Source organism: Pedobacter westerhofensis (assembly GCF_900182595.1).
Taxonomy (GTDB): Bacteria; Bacteroidota; Bacteroidia; order Sphingobacteriales; family Sphingobacteriaceae; genus Pedobacter; species Pedobacter westerhofensis.
This window is the reverse complement of sequence record NZ_FXTN01000001.1, coordinates 265,056-284,955: the sequence shown is the minus strand read 5'-3', so window position 1 is coordinate 284,955 and position 19,900 is coordinate 265,056. Positions and strand designations below refer to the sequence as shown.

At 42.5% G+C, this 19,900-nt stretch carries 15 protein-coding genes; 7 read left to right on the top strand and 8 right to left on the bottom strand.

Going from position 1 to position 19,900, the window contains the following annotated elements; translation table 11 throughout:
• Window positions 1–13 precede the first annotated feature (13 nt).
• Window positions 14–1,480 (bottom strand): aminotransferase-like domain-containing protein, encoded by a 1,467-nt coding sequence (locus tag FN831_RS01215; RefSeq protein ID WP_246101272.1) that lies wholly within the window; start codon window positions 1,478–1,480, stop codon window positions 14–16.
• 370 nt (window positions 1,481–1,850) lie between these two features.
• Here FN831_RS01215 and FN831_RS01210 point away from each other — a divergent pair, with 370 nt between their 5' ends.
• Entirely contained in the window at window positions 1,851–2,177 is a 327-nt protein-coding gene (locus FN831_RS01210) for a hypothetical protein (protein WP_142526374.1), read from the top strand.
• Window position 2,178: 1 nt separating this feature from the next.
• Here the strand turns inward: FN831_RS01210 and FN831_RS01205 are convergent, their stop codons facing one another.
• The gene (locus FN831_RS01205) at window positions 2,179–2,904 is read right to left on the bottom strand and encodes a LytR/AlgR family response regulator transcription factor (RefSeq protein WP_142526373.1); all 726 of its coding nucleotides are present in this window, start codon (window positions 2,902–2,904) and stop codon (window positions 2,179–2,181) included.
• Entirely contained in the window at window positions 2,901–3,938 is a 1,038-nt protein-coding gene (locus FN831_RS01200) for a sensor histidine kinase (protein ID WP_142526372.1), read from the bottom strand. Before FN831_RS01200 ends, FN831_RS01205 begins: the two co-directional genes overlap by 4 nt.
• A 185-nt stretch (window positions 3,939–4,123) precedes the next feature.
• On the opposite strand from FN831_RS01200, the gene FN831_RS01195 reads away from it, so the two are divergent.
• Entirely contained in the window at window positions 4,124–6,016 is a 1,893-nt protein-coding gene (locus FN831_RS01195; RefSeq protein ID WP_142526371.1) for a M1 family metallopeptidase, read from the top strand.
• 213 nt (window positions 6,017–6,229) lie between these two features.
• Window positions 6,230–6,361: a hypothetical protein gene (locus FN831_RS28245; RefSeq protein ID WP_262711866.1), complete on the top strand. Its 132-nt coding sequence runs from the start codon at window positions 6,230–6,232 to the stop codon at window positions 6,359–6,361.
• Between the two features lie 65 nt (window positions 6,362–6,426).
• Here the strand turns inward: FN831_RS28245 and FN831_RS01190 are convergent, their stop codons facing one another.
• Genes FN831_RS01190 through FN831_RS01175 form a run of 4 tightly spaced genes read right to left on the bottom strand, consistent with a single transcriptional unit; the run spans window position 6,427 to window position 12,901 of the window.
• The gene (locus FN831_RS01190; protein WP_142526370.1) at window positions 6,427–8,868 is read right to left on the bottom strand and encodes an outer membrane beta-barrel protein; all 2,442 of its coding nucleotides are present in this window, start codon (window positions 8,866–8,868) and stop codon (window positions 6,427–6,429) included.
• Between the two features lie 18 nt (window positions 8,869–8,886).
• Complete coding sequence (locus tag FN831_RS01185) at window positions 8,887–11,067, bottom strand: outer membrane beta-barrel family protein (protein WP_185960345.1); 2,181 nt, start codon at window positions 11,065–11,067, stop codon at window positions 8,887–8,889.
• A 17-nt stretch (window positions 11,068–11,084) separates the two neighbouring features.
• A complete protein-coding gene (locus tag FN831_RS01180; RefSeq protein ID WP_142526368.1) occupies window positions 11,085–12,545 on the bottom strand; it encodes an N-acetylmuramoyl-L-alanine amidase in 1,461 nt (486 codons plus the stop codon).
• Complete coding sequence (locus FN831_RS01175; protein ID WP_142526367.1) at window positions 12,533–12,901, bottom strand: BlaI/MecI/CopY family transcriptional regulator; 369 nt, start codon at window positions 12,899–12,901, stop codon at window positions 12,533–12,535. Before FN831_RS01175 ends, FN831_RS01180 begins: the two co-directional genes overlap by 13 nt.
• Before the next feature lie 171 nt (window positions 12,902–13,072).
• Here FN831_RS01175 and FN831_RS01170 point away from each other — a divergent pair, with 171 nt between their 5' ends.
• The 3 genes from FN831_RS01170 to FN831_RS01160 all read left to right on the top strand — a co-directional run bounded on the left by FN831_RS01170 (window position 13,073) and on the right by FN831_RS01160 (window position 18,048).
• Complete coding sequence (locus tag FN831_RS01170; protein ID WP_142526366.1) at window positions 13,073–15,271, top strand: B12-binding domain-containing radical SAM protein; 2,199 nt, start codon at window positions 13,073–13,075, stop codon at window positions 15,269–15,271.
• A gap of 85 nt (window positions 15,272–15,356) precedes the next feature.
• Window positions 15,357–16,199 (top strand): endo alpha-1,4 polygalactosaminidase, encoded by an 843-nt coding sequence (locus FN831_RS01165; RefSeq protein ID WP_142526365.1) that lies wholly within the window; start codon window positions 15,357–15,359, stop codon window positions 16,197–16,199.
• Window positions 16,200–16,389: 190 nt separating this feature from the next.
• Complete coding sequence (locus FN831_RS01160) at window positions 16,390–18,048, top strand: MutS-related protein (RefSeq protein ID WP_142526364.1); 1,659 nt, start codon at window positions 16,390–16,392, stop codon at window positions 18,046–18,048.
• 29 nt (window positions 18,049–18,077) lie between these two features.
• Here the strand turns inward: FN831_RS01160 and FN831_RS01155 are convergent, their stop codons facing one another.
• Entirely contained in the window at window positions 18,078–18,740 is a 663-nt protein-coding gene (locus tag FN831_RS01155; RefSeq protein ID WP_142526363.1) for an START domain-containing protein, read from the bottom strand.
• 250 nt (window positions 18,741–18,990) lie between these two features.
• Between FN831_RS01155 and FN831_RS01150 the strand changes: the two genes are divergently transcribed.
• Window positions 18,991–19,791 carry a murein L,D-transpeptidase catalytic domain family protein gene (locus FN831_RS01150; protein WP_142526362.1) on the top strand — a complete coding sequence of 267 codons (801 nt, stop codon included), beginning with the start codon at window positions 18,991–18,993 and terminating at the stop codon, window positions 19,789–19,791.
• Window positions 19,792–19,900 lie beyond the last annotated feature (109 nt).

Here is a 19,900-nt window from a genome sequence, read left to right as displayed (position 1 = left end):
GAATGGGTACAGATTATTTGTAATTCTTTACCATAGCCCCCAGGCGCTGCAGGTCTTTATCCAGTTTGTCATTCCATTCCAGTGCAAAATTCAGGCGCATGCAATTATCATACTGGTTATGTTGTGTAAACATCCTTCCAGGTGCAAAACTTATATTCTGACGGAGGGCGGTATCAAACAATTTGGCTGTATCCACTCTTTTATCCAGTTCCAGCCACAGCATAAAACCGCCCTGCGGCTGGGAGATGCTGGTATTGTCAGGGAAATAGTCTTCGATTGCACGCTGATACTGCAGGCAGTTTGCATACAGGCTTTTCCTGAAATTGCGCAGATGGTGATCATACCGGCCGTGTTCCATAAAATCGGCCACAACCTCCTGGTACAAAGTGGGAGTAGAAATCGTCTGCAGGAATTTTTGCCTGATTAACTTTTCTTTATACTTTCCCGGCGCCACCCAGCCTACCCGGTATCCAGGTGCCAGTGTTTTAGACACAGAGCTGCACCACATGACAATGCCGGCTTCGTCATATGCTTTACAGGGTTTAGGACTGCTGCTGCCAAAATAAAGATTTCCATAGAGATCGTCTTCAATCAGGGGAATATCGTATTCGCTGAGCATCCTCACCAGTTCTTTTTTATTTTCATCAGGCATCAGACAGCCCAGTGGGTTACTGAAATTACTGATGATGCAGCAGGCATTAATATTGGGTAATTCCGTTTTCAAAGAATCCAGGTCTATTCCTGTAACGGGATGGGTAGGGATTTCAATTGCCTTCAGTCCCAGGGATTTTATGATCTGGATAATCCCAAAATAAACGGGGCTCTCAATGGCAACAGTATCCCCTGGTTGGGTCACTGCCATCAAACAATTGAAAATTGCATTCATTGTACCAGAGGTAGTCACAATATCATCTTCGTTAAGCTTTCCTTCCCAGACCGTTGACCACTTGGCAATGCTTCGCCGTAAATTGATGTTGCCCGCTACAGGTTCGTAGCTGGTACCGCCATCACTGAGGGTACTCAATGTTTTTACCAGGCTCTTGTTGAGTTTTGCAATGGGCAACAGGTTTTGGTGGGGCACTCCCAGTGAAAACTGAGTGATGTTTTTATCTGTCAGTGTATTAAATACTTTGCTGATCAGGTCTTCGGGGTGATTTTCCTTATCTGAGGATTTCAGTGTAGAGAAAGAGGGCAAAGAAAACCTGCGTTGTGAGATCTTGCTGACATAATAGCCTGATTTTGGCCGCGACTCTATCAATGATTTGCTTTCAAGCTCTAAAAAAGCTTGTTTAACGGTATTAAGGCTAACGTTATAGATCTTTTGTACACTGCGTATCGACTGAAGTTTATCGCCAATTTTTAAAGTTTCGCTGAGGATCTGCTCTTCAATAATTCTTGAAATTTTAAGGTATAATGCTTCTTTTCTCATCTGCCGGATTTCTGTACCCCGTAAATTTACAAAAATCAGATTTGTATCCATGCTCTCATTTTTTTCCAAACGGAGTGTCCGTTCTGCGGGACGGATTTTGTATCGATGCTTTCATTTTTTTTCCAAACGGAGTGTCCGTTCTGCGGGACGGATTTTGTATCGATGCTTTCATTTTTTTTCCAAACGGAGTGTCCATTCTGCGGGACGGATTTTGTATCGATGCTTTCATTTTTTTTCCAAATGGAGTGTCCGTTCTGCGGGACGGGTTTTGTGCCGGCTAAATTGTTTTATGTTTATTATGAGTAGATTAAATTGGTTTTGATCACTGCAGCAGCAAAAACATTTACTTGGATTTGATCTTTAACCTATTTACATTAGCGCTAAAAGGAGTAAATATCTCTGTATTTAAAAGATTACTGTTATGTTCTACATTTTGATTTTTGCCACATTTATCTTTTTTATTGCACATGTGGCCTTATTGCTCGCGGCTTTTCCTCAGTCAAAACTCGCCCGTGCCCGTTATTTCTATTCGCATTTAACATTATGGATCACGGGTATCCTGGTTTTTTCGCTCGCGGTCCTGTACAGCGGTTCGGGCCGCTCTTCTTTTCTTGATTATTTTGACACTGCAACTAAAAAGGCGATGATCCTGGTGTTTACGGTGGCACTTTCAGTGGTGGCTCATCTGATCGTCAGCTTGCTGATCTTACCCTTGTTACGCAGGAATCAGGAGGATGGTCATCTTTAAATCAGAGTTTACTCAGGATCGTTTTAACCTTTTTCAGGTACGTTCTGCCAATTGAGATTGGTACGGTATTGATCATGACCACTCCGCCGGAAAATGAACTTATACAGGCCAGGTTTACGATAAAAGACCTGTGTATCCTGATAAAGCGGTTATCGGGTAAACGATCCTGGAAATAAGTTAAAGTACTATAGGTAATGTGTTGCTGGTCAGTTGTTTCAATTTTCACATAGTCTTTAAGTCCTTCTATATATAAAATATCACTGAATAAAATTTTCACCATTTTCCTTTCTGTTTTTACGTATATAAATGGCTGTAATTCATTCAAAGTTCCAGAGAGTAGATTTTTTTCCTGCTGCAGTACCAGTGTATTTGTCAAAAGCCGAAATTTATTAACGGCTTTCAGGAAACGCTCAAATGATATCGGCTTTAATAAATAATCGATAACATTTAATTCATAACCTTCAACTGCAAACTCACTGTAAGCTGTAGTAATAATGACGCCGGGAGGATTTTTTAATGTTCGCAAAAGTTCTATCCCACTAATACCCGGCATTTTGATATCAAGAAAAACAAGATCTGTCTGATGGTCAGAAATCGTATGATAAACCTCTGTACCGGTTTTACATTCCGCTACTACCTGCAGGTTTCCAATCAGTTCAATATGACTTTTAATCACGTTTCTTGCCAGCAGTTCATCATCTGCAATCAGACATCTTATTTCTTTCATAAATCAATTTTCAAGTCTACTTTGTAAGAATCTTTTTGCTGTGAGACGAGGAGTGTATGACGGAGCGGGTAGAGCAGATCAAGCCGCCTTCTTACATTTTTTAACCCGATCCCCGATTGTTTTGTATGCAGAATTTGAGGGAAGCTGTTTTCAACCCTTAAATACAGGCGCTTTCCGGCAACTTTTACGTCAATGGTGATCCATCCGCTTCCATCTTCGATACCATGTTTAAATGCGTTTTCAATAAAAGGAAGTAAAAGCAGGGGGGCAATCCATTGTCCCCCTATATCTCCTGAAGATTGTGCGGACAATTCAAGACGGTCGCCAAAGCGCATGTTTTCTATTTCAAGATAGTTGCTGATATGATTAAGATCCTTAATCAAAGGGACTTTATCATTTGCGGCCTCGTAAAGTATGTATCTCATCAGGTTGGATAAGTTCATGATCATTTTTGGTGAGTCTGGAGACGCGTTAAGGCTCAATGAGTACAGGCTGTTCAGGGTATTGAAAAAGAAATGAGGATTCATCTGTCCCTTTAACATGTTAATTTCCGCGTTATATTTTTCATTCTCAGTTGCCCTGAGCCTGATCTCTCTTTGATGGCTGTCCCTCATCAGTTTGAGCACCATGGTAATAGTGACTACAGGAATAACTTCAAGCACGTCTTTGAAAATCCGTGCAGTGATCCAGAAATTGGTTGGCTGCCAGCTAAGCGGATTACGTGAATGCTCCATAGGAATAAACAGGGAGTATGAGATAAAGCGGATAAACAGGCCCCCGGCTAGCAGCAGGGTAAACAAAGAAGCAGCATAGCTCAGATAACGGCCTCTTGTGTAAAATGCAGGCATCAGCAGGTTAAGGTTAACATATACCAATATGATGCCTGTCAGTAAATTGACAATCGCCTGTGGGGCAATGCGAAATGTCCAGTTATCGCTCTCAGTCCAGCCTTCTGTTACAATGATGTACGAGATATAGAGTAACCAGAAAATCAGATGTTTTCCGGTAACACTGACGCTTTCACTTTCTCTCATCCTGCAAAGATGAAGAATAACGAAGATTTCCAACAATTTTTCGACGAATGACGGTTTATGATCCTCCGGCGGCAGGAGCCGTATGCGATATTAACGGTTATAGTATGAGTGTACCGTTGAAGGATGGAAATATACCCTTAGTCTAAAATGAGAAAAAAAACCGAAAGATATTTCTCTATTTGTGTATGAAAAAAATTCATAACCTGAAATTCACATTTTCTTTTTTGGTATTTGTAAACTTAACATTGCCCATATTATATGGCCAGGAAATTCCGGTAATACGTACTGTTGCAAAAGCCAATCAAAACCATACGCGCAATAAAACCGGTACACCAGGTATAAATTACTGGCAAAATTGTGCTGATTATGCCATTGCGGTGGATTTTGATCCTTCTACGGGGAACCTGCAAGGCAAAGTCCATATTTTATATACCAATAACAGTCCTGATACACTAAAGTCACTGGTATTTAAGTTATATCCTAATTTCTATAAAAGTGATGCGATGCGTAATATGCCCGTATCCCCGGATGATCTGGGAGAAGGAGTGGCTGTCCGCACAATTATGATTGACGGGAAGCAGTATGATGGAACCAGGCGTAAAATCCGGGGCACCAACATGTATCTTCCGGGAGTAACAGTGTTGCCCGGAAAGCAGGTGAAGGTTGATATTGACTATGGCTATCGGATCAACAAGGGTTCTTTTGTTAGAACCGGGCAGGTAGATTCCGGTAGCTTTTTTATCGCCTATTTTTTTCCAAGGATTACCGTGTACGATGATATCGATGGATGGAATGAATATCCGTATATGGGCAAGGAAGAATTTTACAACGACTACGGTAACTTTCAGGTATCCCTTACTGTTCCGGGAAATTACCAGGTGTGGGCCACAGGCGACCTTAAAAACCCTGAAAGTGTATTCCAGCCGGTTATCAGGGACAGGATCAGCCAGGCTGAAAAAGGAGACGGAATTATAGATATCATCACACCCGCTGATCACAAAAATGGGAATGTCAATCAAAAAAACAAATTCAATACCTGGAAATTTGAGGCCCTCAACGTTACAGATTTTGCCTTCGGCCTCAGTGATCATTATGTATGGCAGGCGGGCAGCGTGTTGACAGATACCCTAACCAGAAGACGCAGCAGAATTGATGCGGTATTTAATCCTTCCCATTCTTCTTATTATAAAGTGGCTGGTTATGCTGCAAAAACTGTTGCACTGATCAGTAACCACTTTCCAAAAATTCCTTTTCCTTATCCGCATCAGACAATCTTTGATGGGCTTGATGCAATGGAATATCCCATGATGGTCAATAACCTGCCTTTTAAAGATCAGAACGAACTGCTGGAACTCACCACGCATGAAGTGTTCCATAGTATATTCCCCTTTTATGTGGGCACAAACGAAACGAAGTATTCCTTTATGGACGAAGGATGGGCTACATTTTCAGAATTTTATCTTTCTCCAATGATTGATCCTGCAGTACCGCTGGAATATAGTATAAGTGACGCAAATAATAGCGCAGGTACCGCCGAGGATATGCCATTAATTACTCCAACTCCCCAGCTTTATGGTAAAGCCCGTTACGCTGATAAGGATTTGAAACCCGCCCTGGCAAATCTTTACTTAAGAGAGTTGCTGGGGCACGAGCTATTTGTAAAAGCTGTACAACATTATATCCGGACCTGGGCAGGCAAACATCCTACGCCTTATGATTTCTTTAATAGTATGGAAAGCAGTACCGGGGCCGGTCTGCAGTGGTTCTGGAAAAACTGGTATTTTGAAAAAAATGTTCCTGATCTGGCAATATCAAAAGTGGTACATAGCGGTGCAGGTTATGTGATTACGATTTCGAGCCCCGGAACACTGGCCGTTCCGATTCATCTGTCAGTATATTATGCTGACGGAAGCAGTGCAACTGTATCTAAAAATGTGAGCTGCTGGAAAAAGGGAAATAAAGAAGTTATTATCTTCTTAAAACAGTCAAAATCAATTGCCCGCATTGATCTCGGAGGTGCTTTTGATCTGGATATCAATCCTGCTAACAATCATTGGGACACTAAATCGGCTTTATAATCATCACGCCCCGTTGGTTCATCCTTCAGATTGTCAGGCTCAGCCCCCTAATTGCCGAATTGGGCTATTTGCGATAGTTTACGTCATTTATAAACACGAGATCTCAACTGTTATTTAAAATAAAAACAAAATGATAATCTATAAGCATTTTATAAAAGCTGCCTGTTTCGTATAGCTGCTGACTACATCATCAACAGTTTTACCACAGATGCCATGGGGAAATACATGGGACAGTCTACAGGACTGGTCAGTAAGATCAATGCTGCCTCAGCGGAGAATTATAAACATGTGGTAGTGATAGATAACAGCACTGAAAAAGCGGTCATGCTGGACGATATCAAATAAATTTATTATAGCGCAAACAGTTCTTCGGGAGCTGCGGCTTGCTTAAAGCCTGCAGCTCCCGATGATTATAATCGCTCAGATTCATTTTGCAGGCCGGTCTCACGGCTGTCCTTGCTCCTGATCTTATTGTTACCAAAGCGGTAAGTGAAATTTATCCTTACCTGCCGTGTCTCGCCCCTGTATGTAGTGTGCTGCAGCAGATTATTCAGCTGTGTATCTGTGTTGATCCTGTTTTCTCTGAACAGATCTGTAACAGCGAGCCTTAATGTAGCTTTATCTTTGATTAAGTTCTTTTGGAGCCCGAGATCGACTTGCGAATTACCTTTTACATAGGTATTGATCCCGCTGATGTTTTTGGAATTAACCACTCCTGCGGCTTCAGCCGTGATCTTCCCCGGTAAATTAAATGTTTGCTGAACATTGATCGTACCTGCAAAACGGCTTCGGTTGTAATATCCAAAGTCCGCCGTTCCCACATTGTTCTCCAGCCGGTAACCTATGCCTGTAAGGCTTATATTCCACCATTTCGCAGCCCTCAGCTGTTGCGTTACCGTCAGGTTAAGGTTATTCTGGGTCCCGATGTTCCTGGGAACAGAATAGATCAGGTCTCCTTCTGCTACTTCCGTTATCGGGCGGCTCAGGTCAGTGGTATGGGTATAACTGGTGGCGATGGTGGTACTTTTGTAGCTGTACTGCAGTGCCAGCGTATTGGCGTACTGCGGCTGTAAAAACGGATTTCCTTTCCAGTAGGAAAGTTCGTCAGCGGGATATGAAAAGGGGTTCAGGTTGTTATACGCAGGCCTGTCGATGCGGCGGGCAAAGCTCAAGTTGTAAGTGCCGGATTCACTGGTTTTATAGGTGATTGCCGTAGTGGGGAAGAAGTTCAGATAATTCCTCACTACCGATGTAGCCTGCTGGCTGCTGCCTTCCCGCGGCTGCAAATCACCGTTCGAGTGGGTATTTTCCATCCTGATCCCAACATCCATGCTCAGTTTTTCCCCCAGGGGACTTTCATATTTTATATACCCCGCGCTGATCTGTTCCTGATAGCTGAAGGTATTTGAAAGGTCGATATCAAGAATTTTAGTGTCTCCGTTAACATCATACTGGTTAAAAACATTTTTCGCGTTTACATCAGAGTACTTTGCACCAGTTGTCATTTTTCCTTTTCCAAGTGGAAAACCATAATCTGCTTTAAGGGCATAAAGCTTAATATTCCTGCTATTGGATACGAGGAAGTTGTTGGACGACAGGAATTGCCCGGCAGGCGAGTAGTACGTATTGGTGCTCAGGTTATCTGTAGAAGCATCAAAAATCCCATAGTCCGCGTCAATATCCAGCGTAGTCTGATTGCTGCCTTTGTACCTGTAATTGAGGTTGGCGTTATAACGCTTAGCGATCTGTTCGGGATAGGTGCTTTCACTTCTCAGCGTCTGTAAAAGCTGTCCGGACGACTGATCAAAGATACTCGTAAAAGGTGTAATCACGCCGCCGCCGCTTGATACATTACCATTCATCACAATTCCAATCGTTTTTGTGGTATCTATTGCATAATCTGCTCCCAGGGTTGATCCCGTATTGTGCTGTTTGTCGATATCATGATTTGCATTTAAATACACCTTGCCGTTTGTTGTCCGGTCATTGTCGTAATCCATAGCGTAATGTCCATACCTGTGGTTGTATGTTCCAAAAAGGTTTACTTTTCCCTGGCGGTAATTGAGGTTCAGATTGGTGTTCTGCTTAATGGTTTTACCATAGGTAATGCCGTTATTAATACTGCCGTTAAAACCTTCGGCCAATGCTTTTTGCAGCACCAGGTTAATGATCCCGCCGGTTCCTGCGGCATCATATTCTGCAGATGGGTTTTTGATGATTTCAATCGATTTTAAATCAGAAGCGGGCAGGGACTTTAGTAACGTTGCCAGCTCTTCGGCCTGTAAATAGGTTTGCCTGCCGTTGATCATGATCAAAGCACCGCTGGCTCCGTTTAAGGTGACGGTGTTATCCTGGTTAACGATCACCCCGGGTGTTTTCTTTAAGGCTTCCAATGCTGTGCTGCCCTGGGCAGTTATACTTTTCGCAACATCATAAATCATTTTGCGCCCTTCGATTTTAATCAGTGGCCTGGTGGCCGAGCTTTGTATCACCACCTCCTTTAAACTGCGGGCTGCAGTCACGATTTTGATTGTTCCCAGATCTGCACTGCCAGATTTGAGCAGGTCGCTCTGGTACGCCAGTGTGCCTAAATAACTGATAGAAAGAACGTAAGTTCCAGCAGCGGCAGTAAAAGAAAAAGTTCCGTCCCCGCCGCTTAATCTCTGATTAAGAACCTGACCGCTGGTGCCATCTTTTAAAAATACAGTTGCACCGTCAATGGCTTCATTATTCGAATTTTTAATGATCCCCTTGATTGTGATGGCGGGTTTACTTTGCGAAAATCCCCTGGAGAAAAAGCAGGTGAGCAGGATAATGAATAAATAAGGTTGCTTGAATGTGGGGTTGATCATAAGCTGTTCTTAGTGTAATTAATTTCTTTTCGTTTCGTCTGTATTTCCCGGCTGCCGGTTTTGTTGCCTCAGCTTTTCATTTCCAAAAGTGTATCTCAGGCTTAGCCTCAATTGCCTGGTATCGTAATAATTGTCATACCTTTGCTCAATGCCGTTCACGACTGTGCTATACCGGTAGATATTGGATTTAAGCAAATCGGTTATGCTAGCCGTCAGCATCACATGCTTTTTTAACACCAGCATTTTTGCCCCGGCATTTAAGTTATACTGCGCCTCCCTGACTTGTAATGCATCAATATTTTTAAACTGGTACCAAAAAGTGAGTTCGCCTGAAAATGTTTTATCCTTTACAAAGTAAAACTGATTGCTTGTAGAGAGATAATAACTCAACCGGGCCAATCCTGGAGCGGTTCCCCGGATAGTGGATGCAGATCTGTTGTAGCTGATATCAATTTCATTGTTGCTCTGGAGCCAGCTGATTTGGGTAACTGATAATGAATTACTGAGCTGATAGTTGTTACCTGTCATAAAATTAACCGGTTTTGATACCTGCTGGTTTGAAAGTGTATCTGTAAAATTAACATTACTGTATCCATTATTCGTATGACTATACGACAAGGTAGTTGTAATTAAGTTTCTATACAAATGTGATAACTCAAAATTATTATTGTACGATGGCTTCAAAAAGGGGTTGCCTTCGGCATAAACGTACTGATTACTGTACCATCTGAAAGGATTTAAATACCTGTAGGGCGGACGGTTGATCCTTTTGCTATAACTGAAGGATAACGTATGAAAAAGATCCGGGCGATAATGCAGGAATGCCGTGGGGAACAGCCGCAGATAGCGGTTGACAGTTGTCTGACTGCTTATGATGGAGATACCTCTTGTCTGTGTGTACTCTCCGCGCAAACCGGTTTGCAAACTCCATTTATTATATTTCCTGTTCAGGTTAAGATAGAGTGCCTGCGTGTTTTCAGTGTAATTAAAGATGTTGGACTGTGCCTGATCAATCATATACTGATCATTGAATTTTTGGTAGAATGCAATATCGCTCGCATTGCGGATGAAACTGAGCTTGCTGCCAAAAGATAATTGATAAAACTGGAAGGGGATATCCATATCAGCTTTTAGCGTATACACATCTACGAGCTGTGCACTTGAAGATAAATACTGGGCAAATGAGCCTTCGCGCAGTTGATTCCCATTGATATAGGTATGATTGTCAAACTGCCGCTGGCTGTCGTTTCTATTGCCAAACCAATCCGCATTGATCAGCAGCTGCGTACCGCTGGTGTCTATCTTTTGTTTAAAAAAAAGACCTGCAGAGCTAAAGCCGGAACTGATTTTTGCATTTGCCTGCGATAGGAGCAATGAATCCTGATTTCCTGCGGGATTATAGATACGGGAGCGGACTTCTTCATCTGAATGAAAATCCGTATGGCTGCCATTGTACAGCGCCCCTATTAAAAGTTTTTTTGAAAGCTGGTAATCGATCGCCAGCTGGCCGCTTGTGATCTTCCTGAAATTGCGGAACCTGTTGAGTATATCCCAGGTTTGTTTAGGATAGAAAATACTGCTGCTTTCCTGTGGGTATACAGAGCCGTCTCGGATACTAAAACCCGAAGAAACACTGAACTTTCTGTTCCTGTAGCTGATATCGCCGCTGCCTGTAACTGCGAAATAGCTGGCTTTACTGTAACTTCCGGTAATGCTGCCCTGTAAACCTTCGTCCTTCTGTTTTTTTAAGATGATATTGATCAGCCCGTTATTGCCCTGGGCGTCATACTTTGCCGGTGGGCTAGTGATTACTTCTACTTTTGAAATGTTATCTGAAGATATCGATTTGAGATAATTTGAAAGATCCTCTGCTGATAAATTGATCAGCCGGTCGTTGATCATCACGCTGAGGCTTCCTTTACCTGCGAGGGATACCGAGTGATCATCGGCCCTAAGCCCCGGAATCTTTCCGAGCACTTCCAGGGCATCACTGCCGGTTCCTGCAATGGTATTTTCAATAGTAAAAACAGTTCTGTCGATCTGTTTTTCTATAAGCTGTTTTTTTGAAGTAATCCGGATTTCTTTTAACTCCCGGGCTGTGCGGCCTGAAAGAGATTTATTCAGCGTGTCCTGAACAGTGGCGGGAATACTGATCTGGCCATCTGCCGCCAGCGGGGAAATCAAAATAAATAGAAGCATTGATTTCGGGCACATCATTATTTGTGCTGTATTTGTGCCTCCCTGTAAGCTAAAACCGAGTTTACAATAGCTTCTGACAGTTCATTCTGGTGTGCAGGACTGGTGATGAATTGCCGATCATTTGTATTGCTCAGGTACCCGAGTTCCAGCATAATAGCCGGACTAACACTTTTGTCAAGCAGGTAGCTGCCTGTAACTTCCCTGGAAAGGTTCTCTGTAGCTATACCATCAAGCAGGCTCAGCTGCTGATAAAGCGCAAGGCTCAGGTTTTTGATGACAGAGCGCCTTGATGAATTCGCTGAAATACCGGACAGGATTTCAATTCCACTTTTATTCCGGTTATCTGAAGTATTATAATGTACCGAGAGCATGATATCTCCTCTGGCAAGCCCGCGGTTTTTGAGGCTTAGGTTTGAATCATCATTTCTGGTACTGATGACGCTGATGCCTTTGGCCTCCGCAAGGGACTGAATTTGTTTAACTAACCCGAGGCTCAGCTCTTTCTCGGTAATATCTCCTGCAGCGGCACCTTCATCGCTGCCGCCATGTCCGGCATCAAGGATCAGCGTAAATACAGGGCCCGAAGATGGGTAGGCAGCCGCAAGTTTTACCGAAAAAACTAAGATCAGGCCAATAAAAACAGGAATTGCCAACAGATAGACCGTAGCTGACACAGCTTTTGACCTGGCTGCGAAGAGCATCAAAATGCGTGCTTTAACAGGATGTTTCCCAAAATGATGGGTCAATATATGGGATTTTTTATCGCTGCCCATTCTGATCAACAGCCTGGCATAGCTTTCAGGATCTTCTGTTTTTGAAGTGATCGCATCTGCCTCGAATTCGTGCGCCTGTTCCAGCGCGGTATCATACCAGTAAATCAGGGGGTTAAACCATAATATTGTTTTACAGAACAGCAGGAAGATCTTATCTGCGGAGTGCCACTGTTTTGCGTGGACATGCTCATGCTGCAGCAGCATTTTTATTTCCTCCACGTTGAAGCTTGCCGGGTTAATAAACACGTAATTAAAGAATGAGCAGTTCACAAATCCGCTGTGTTTATAAATAACTTTTAGCCCTCTCACTTCTACTGCCTTCTTTTTGGTGTGTTTTACGATTTGAAACAGACCATGAACGCCTTTACAAAAGAGAGCTGCGGTAATGAAAATGTAGATATATATGATAATGCCGGCCAGGCTAAGGGATGTCTGGTCATTGCCAATGAACGGTTGTGAGGACAGGGTGCTGAGATGTTCTATCTGATGATAAATTTCAGGATCATTGTGCACATCAATGACCCTGTGATCTGTGTCAATTTTGATGCATGGAATTGCGAAGCTGAACAGCAGGGCCGAGAGCAGGTATATTCTGTTGATCTTAAAAAAGGTAAGGTGCTTTAAAATCAGGACGTATAAAATGAAAAATGCGAATGAACTGAGGCTCACCCCGGCCAGATAAATCAAAAAATCTATTTGCCCCATTTTTTATTGATTAAGATATTCAATTCGTCAATGTCTTTATCACTCAGTTTTTGTTCTTTTACCATAAAAGACAGCAGGCTGATGGCTGAATTATCAAAGTAGCCGCTTAGAATTTTCGAAAATGTAGTTTTGGTATAGTCTTCCTTGCTGATCGCCGGAAAATACTCATAGGTCTTTCCATACGCTTTGTAGGCCAGGTAACCTTTCTTTGCGAGGATCCTTACGATGGATGAGATGGTATTGTAGGGAGGCTTGGGCTCATCAGGCATTTCCTCAATGATATCTTTCACAAAACAGGTTTCTAATTTCCAGATAATCTGCATGATACGCTCCTCTGATTTTGTTAACTCTTCCATTCGGCTAACCTATAACTTATTTTGCAGTTATACAACTTAAAAATACATTATATATCCCGGAGGGCAACTTTCACACACTGAGGTGTACCATTCTTCTGAAATCTTTATCGTTTGATATGACCGGATACTAAAATAATTATGGATATTTTTGCAGCGAAATACTATTGCAATTTGAAAACAGATCTTTTCCTTGTCACACCGCCCTTCACTCAGCTGAATACCCCGTATCCTGCAACTGCATATATTAAAGGTTTTTTGAACACTAAAAATATATCATCAACACAGGCCGATCTGGGTATCGAAGTGATTCTGGCTTTGTTTTCCCGTAAGGGCCTGGAACAGCTTTTTATGTATGCAGAGGACTTCCATCATCAGCCAAAAACTGCGAATGCAAAGCGTATCCTGTCGCTGAAAGATGAGTATATTAAAACGATCGGCGCTGTTATTTCATTTTTGCAGGGTAAAAACCCAACCCTTGCTTTACAGATCTGTCAGGAAGATTTTCTGCCCGAAGCATCCCGATTTGCGCAGCTGGAAGAGCTCGACTGGGCATTTGGTACCATGGGAACACAGGATAAAGGCAAACATCTGGCTACGCTGTACCTTGAGGATATTTCGGATTTTATCATCGAATGTGTGGATCGGAATTTTGGTTTCAGCCGTTATGCCGAAAGGCTGGGCAGGAGCGCAAACTCCTTTGATGAGCTGTATGAAACCCTCAATCAGGAGTATACCTACATGGATAAAATCCTGATTCAGATTTTGGAAGAAAAACTTGCTTCGATAAAACCTAAGCTGTTCCTGATTTCTGTTCCCTTTCCAGGGAATTTATACGCAGCTTTCCGCTGTGCACAATATGTGAAACGCAATTATCCCGACATTAAAATATCTATGGGAGGCGGTTTTGCCAATACAGAACTGCGCTCTGTTTCTGATAAACGGGTATTTGAATTTTTTGATTTTATCTCACTGGATGACGGAGAGCTGCCTGTTGAACTGATCTGCAGCGCGATCATGGGCAATCTGCCACTGAATTTGTACAAAAGAACTTTTTTGCTGGAGAATGGGGAGGTAGTTTATAAAAATGATGCTTTGCGCAGCGATTATAAACAGGCTGATGTCGGTACACCTGATTACAGCGACCTGCAGCTGGACCAGTATATATCTGTCATCGAGATCGTAAACCCTATGCACCGGATGTGGAGTGATGGCCGCTGGAACAAACTAACCATGGCACATGGTTGTTACTGGGGAAAATGTACGTTTTGCGATATCTCTTTGGATTATATTAAGATATATGAACCTGTTGCCGCTAAACTGATTGTAGACCGGATTGAAGAACTGACCGAAAAAACTGGTCAGAGCGGCTTTCATTTTGTGGACGAGGCCGCGCCACCGGCACTGATGCGCGAGGTGGCACTGGAAATCCTACGCAGAAAGCTTTCTGTAAGCTGGTGGACCAATATCCGCTTTGAAAAAAGCTTTACCAGGGATTTATGTATTTTATTAAAGGCCTCGGGCTGCATTGCCGTATCCGGTGGACTGGAGGTAGCGTCCGACAGATTGTTAAAACTCATTGACAAAGGCGTATCGGTTGAACAGGTAGCTCAGGTTACGCGCAATTTTACAGAAGCAGGAGTGCTGGTTCATGCTTACCTGATGTATGGTTACCCTACACAAACCATCCAGGAAACCATAGACAGCCTTGAGATGGTGAGGCAATTGTTTGATGCGGGTGTGCTGCAATCGGGATTCTGGCATCAGTTTGCAATGACTGCACACAGCCCGGTAGGCCTGTACCCGGAAAGATTTGGGGTAGTAAAGGAAACAGAAGCTATCGGAACGTTTGCCAACAATGATATCAACTACATCGATCAGACCGGAATAGACCATGGTAAATTTAGTTTTGGCCTCAAAAAGTCGCTTTTCAACTTTATGCATGGCATTTGCCTGGATTATAAACTGCAGGACTGGTTTGACTTTAAGATCCCGAAAGTGACCATCCCTCCGGATTTTATTGACAAGGCTTTAAGGGAAGAGGGGAAGTTTGATACTAAACCCACTGCCAAGGTAGTTTGGCTTGGAGGGAAGCCCGAAGCAGAAAGCTTTGTCAAATATAAAAAAGGAAATTCCCTGGAGATGCTGATCCTCACCTTTCATGACAAGAAGGAAAGCTTTACGATCCAGACCAGCAAAAAGGAGGGGGAGTGGCTTTCTTCAATTTTACAGAAAGTGTCGGTTTCTGGCACACAAGTTTATACTTATCAGGATCTTAAAGCCGATTATGAAAATTCAATGGAATATTTTGAACTGTTCTGGTATTCTCAGCCGGTTTATACATTGAGAGATTTTGGCCTGTTAGTATTGTAATATCTCCCCACATTAGGGGATGTAACTGGATTTATATTATCGACAAATTTGAGAAAACAAATTTTGGAATATAAATCCTACCACTATGAAAAATGTAATTCTGCTGCTGTTTGCGGCATCCCTGTTATGGGGTTGCAGGAAAGAAAATGAAAATGTCTCTGCTGATCCAACAGATGAAAACCAGGTAAATGCTCCTCTGCTGAGCTGGTGGCAGCCCAAAGCGGGCGTCACTTTTGACTGGTGCCTGGATGATTTGAAAGCCAGTGATACATTTACTGCCGAGGTTGTTGATGTGGATGCATTTACCACTACAGCAGCACAGGTTGCTGCACTGCATAAACAAGGCAAAAAAGTGATCGCTTATCTTTCTGTGGGAACGATAGAAGACGACAGGCCGGATGCTAATTTATTGCCTGCTGAAGTAATTGGTAAGATATATGATGAATGGCCCCATGAAAAATGGCTGGATATCAGAAAGCCCGAAAAATTACAGCCCTGGCTAAAGTCCAGGATCAATATGATCCTTTCAAAAGGCTTTGATGCTGTTGAACCCGATAATATAGATAGTTACGACAACGATAGCGGATTTGATATTTCTCTTGATGATACAAAAAGATATTGCGACTATCTGATAGCGCTTGCTCATCAAAACGGACTTGGAATAGGGCAGAAGAATGTGCCGGAACTGGCAGATACTTACAGCAAGCAGTTCGACTGGGTATTAACAGAAGATGCTTTTGCAGATAAGTTCCAGGATGATCTGAAGTCTTACATTAGTCTTAACAAGCCTGTAGTTGCAGTAGAATATACAGATCGCACCTCTCAGAGTAGTTTTTCGTCAACAATTTGTCCAAAGGCAAAATCCCTGGGATATTTTGCCCTGCTGAAGCGGAGGTCTTTAGAAAAATGGAGCTTTAACTGTCAATAAGATACATCCGAGCAGTATGGGGTCTTTTCCTGTAAAGCAATGTTAATTGATGTGCACAGCTTTGACAGAATATAAGCGTGCACGTAATGCGGTAAAAAACGTGAATATCCGATGATATTCACGTTTTTTATTGATAGCCGTTAGCTATTTTTTCTTTAAATTTCGCATCTTTTCATATTATCCTGTTATCATGCTGATTGTATTTTATATCGTTCTTGCCTTAGTGCTGATTTATGTGCTTGTTTATTTTTTCAAAAAGCTCTCCGAAAAAACGAACCGCGAACGCCTCAGGCAGGATTGGGGCCAACCCAAAAACAGCAGGTATATTGATCTGGATTCCGTAGAGAATTATTTCCTGAATACAATTTCGGAGTCGCACGAGAAACTTCAGCTGATCTCTGACAAGGTAGCTGCTGATCTTTATCTGAACGACGTGTTTAAGCTGGTAGACCGGACAGTATCCCGCGTAGGACAGCAGTTTTTGTATGCGAGGCTGCGCACCCTGGACAAAAATCCGGAGGCGCTGCACATCCAGGATTCATTTGCTGAACTGATTGCAGGGGATGAGGGGCTCAGGCTGGATACGCAGGTAACACTGCAAAAACTGGAGAAAAACGATTCTTATTATTTCCAGGACCTGGTATATGCAAAGAAGATCGACAGGCCGGAATTTATGCCCCTGATCTACCTGCTAACACTGCTCAACCTGGGCTGTCTTTTTGCGGGTTTCTTTTATCCGGCAGCCTTTCTGGTATTTGGAGGGATATTCATTATTAATTCCGGTATTCATTACTGGAATAAAAACAATGTAAGTGTACATACGTCGTCGCTCGGTGAATTTCTGAAAGCATTTGACACGGCGAAAAAACTGGATGCTGATGACAGGATCAGATCAAATTTTCCTGATACGGCAGAACTGATCAGAGAACTTACTCCACTGAAGCGAAAAATGATCGGCGTAAAACTCGACAACATGGCCGAAGGCGATGCCGCGGTGGTAGGCTTCCTGGTTTTTGAACTGTTAAAAATCGCTTTTAATATCGAGATTATCTCCTTTTATTCTATAATTGATTCGTTGAGGGAAAAAAGAGAAAAACTGAAGGAGCTGTTTATATTTATTGGTACTGTAGACACTGCTATATCCATTGCTGCATTCAGATCCTCACTTGATACTTACTGCAAGCCAGTTTTTAGCAGTACCAGCGGCTTGGAAGTAGAAGGAGTAAAACATCCTCTGATTGAAAACTGTGTGCCCAATGATCTTCAGCTGGAACAAAAAAACCTGTTACTGACCGGCTCCAATATGTCGGGCAAAACCACCTTTATACGTTCTGTAGGTATCAATATGATTTTGGGCCAGACACTGCTTACCTGCCTGGCAGATAAATTTGTGATGCCCTATTCAAAGATATTCTCATCGATCACCATATCTGACAGTTTGCTGGAGGAGAAGAGTTATTATTTTGAAGAGATGAGGATCATCAAAGAGTTTATACAGGAATCGGGCAAGGGCTCACCCTGCTTTTTTATCCTCGACGAGATTTTTAAAGGTACCAATACCATTGAAAGGGTTTCGGCAGGCAAGGCGATCCTTTCGTACCTTGCAAAAAACAATAATCTGGTATTCGTTTCAACACACGATACAGAACTGAATGAACTTCTGCAAACAGAATATGATCTTTACCACTTTACTGAGGCCGTTGCCGAACAGGAACTGATTTTTGATCATACGATAAAAAAGGGCCCTTTAAAAACGCGGAATGCAATCAAAATCCTGGAAATCAACGATTATCCCGACTCCATTATTACAGATGCCAATGCTACTGTAGATCTTTTGATGCAGGGCTGATACCGGCAAAATGCCAACCAGTTGTAAAGCTAATCCAGGATTTGGGGGTAGTGCGTGTTTCTATATTTGTCCTGCTGTACATGGGTTTTTAACTCTTTAAATGTTTCCAGCGGCCCTTTTGTGGCAAACAGATTGATGAGCCAGGCAGGGATTGTGCCCATCGGATCTACTTCCAGTACATATTCTGCCCGCACCTGATTTTTGCCTATTGGTGTGATGGTCCAGTTGCCAACAGAATGAGGGATTCTTACGATTTTGTCCTTTTGCGGTACATAGCCCGGGATACAGGGAGAATTCACCGTGATCACCCTGCTCTGTGGGTTCTGCGAAACCTGAATATGAACTACAAAATCCCTGTTCTCACAGGGCCAGGGTACATCCAATTCAGAATAGTAGATAAGATCCAGAGCTGATATCTGCTTAATCATGACGTTTTTCCTGCTATGGTATACCCATTCGCTGCAGGTTTCTATATCCATGATCGCAGCCAGGAGCTGAGAGTTTGTAGCCGGCATATTGCTCACTACTTTTATCGCCTTCAATTTAGGATTGGAAGCCGGTCTGGTATACACATTAATTCCCTCATGCTGTGCAGACAATGTCCAGTTGTCCTGAGCTAAAGCAGCAGGGATATATGAAAGAGAAAACGCTATACTTATAAATAAAGAGTAAACAAAAGCTGAACGACACATAATTTTTATACAGAATCAGAATTGATCTAATTGGGCAACAAAATTAAGCAAAATCCTTTTTTCAAGCTGAATTTACAGGATTTATCAGCGTCATCTTCGCGTAATTATATTGATTACATTTTTTTTGTTTGTAACATTATTGTATATTTGTTTAACAAAAATCTAAAAACCCTGACCAAAACACTACCTTATCTGAAGTAAAAAACTACCTAATTAATCGTATCAAAACATAGCACTTAAACCAAATTCTATGAGAAAATACCTTTTAGGCGGAGCAGGGATCATTCTTAGCACACTTGCACTGACCATCATTAGCTGGGTTCCATCTGACCATACTATTGCACCAGCTAAAATCGTTACCGAAGATTCATTGTACACCATGCACGTAAGCAGGATATACACTGGCGCACACCTTGAACAGGCGGGGCTGAGACCTGAAGTTTTTGAAAAAGCTTTAACAGGGTTTTATAATCTGAAGAACAGTGGAAAGATCTCTGCTGATAAATCGATTCTTACGATTGCAGACATGGATCAGAACAGTACAAAGAAACGTCTTTGGATTATTGATCTGAATAGTGACTCGTTATTGCTCAATACCTGGGTAGCCCACGGATCACATAGTGGCGATGATCTTGCTACGCGTTTTTCTGATGTAAACGATTCTAATGAAAGCAGTCTTGGCTTTTATGTTACTGCCGAAGTTTACAGGGGCAAACATGGCCGTTCCTTACGTCTCGACGGTATGGACGAAGGCTACAATGCCAATGCACGTAAAAGATCCATCGTTGTTCATGGTGCGCCGTATGTGAGCCAGGGTACAATCAACCAGCTGGGAAGACTGGGCCGCAGCCAGGGTTGTCCTGCCGTTGCCCAGGAGCTTGCAGATCTGGTGATCAATACCATCGAAGGCAAGACGGTGATTTTTATCAATGGAAATGATCAGAAGTATGCGTCGAAATATCTTGATGCACATCTGGCAGCTAATATTGCGCTGGTAAATACGGATAGTGTCCTGCATGTAAAGGACTCACTGGTCACTGCAAAAATTTAATTTTTAATAATACCGTGGTAATTTGTCCTTAACATGGCAGATCTACTTTTGTGACAAGTAAATATTTGGTTAGTATTTCCTTGTTAAGGTTTAGTTGATATAAAAAACC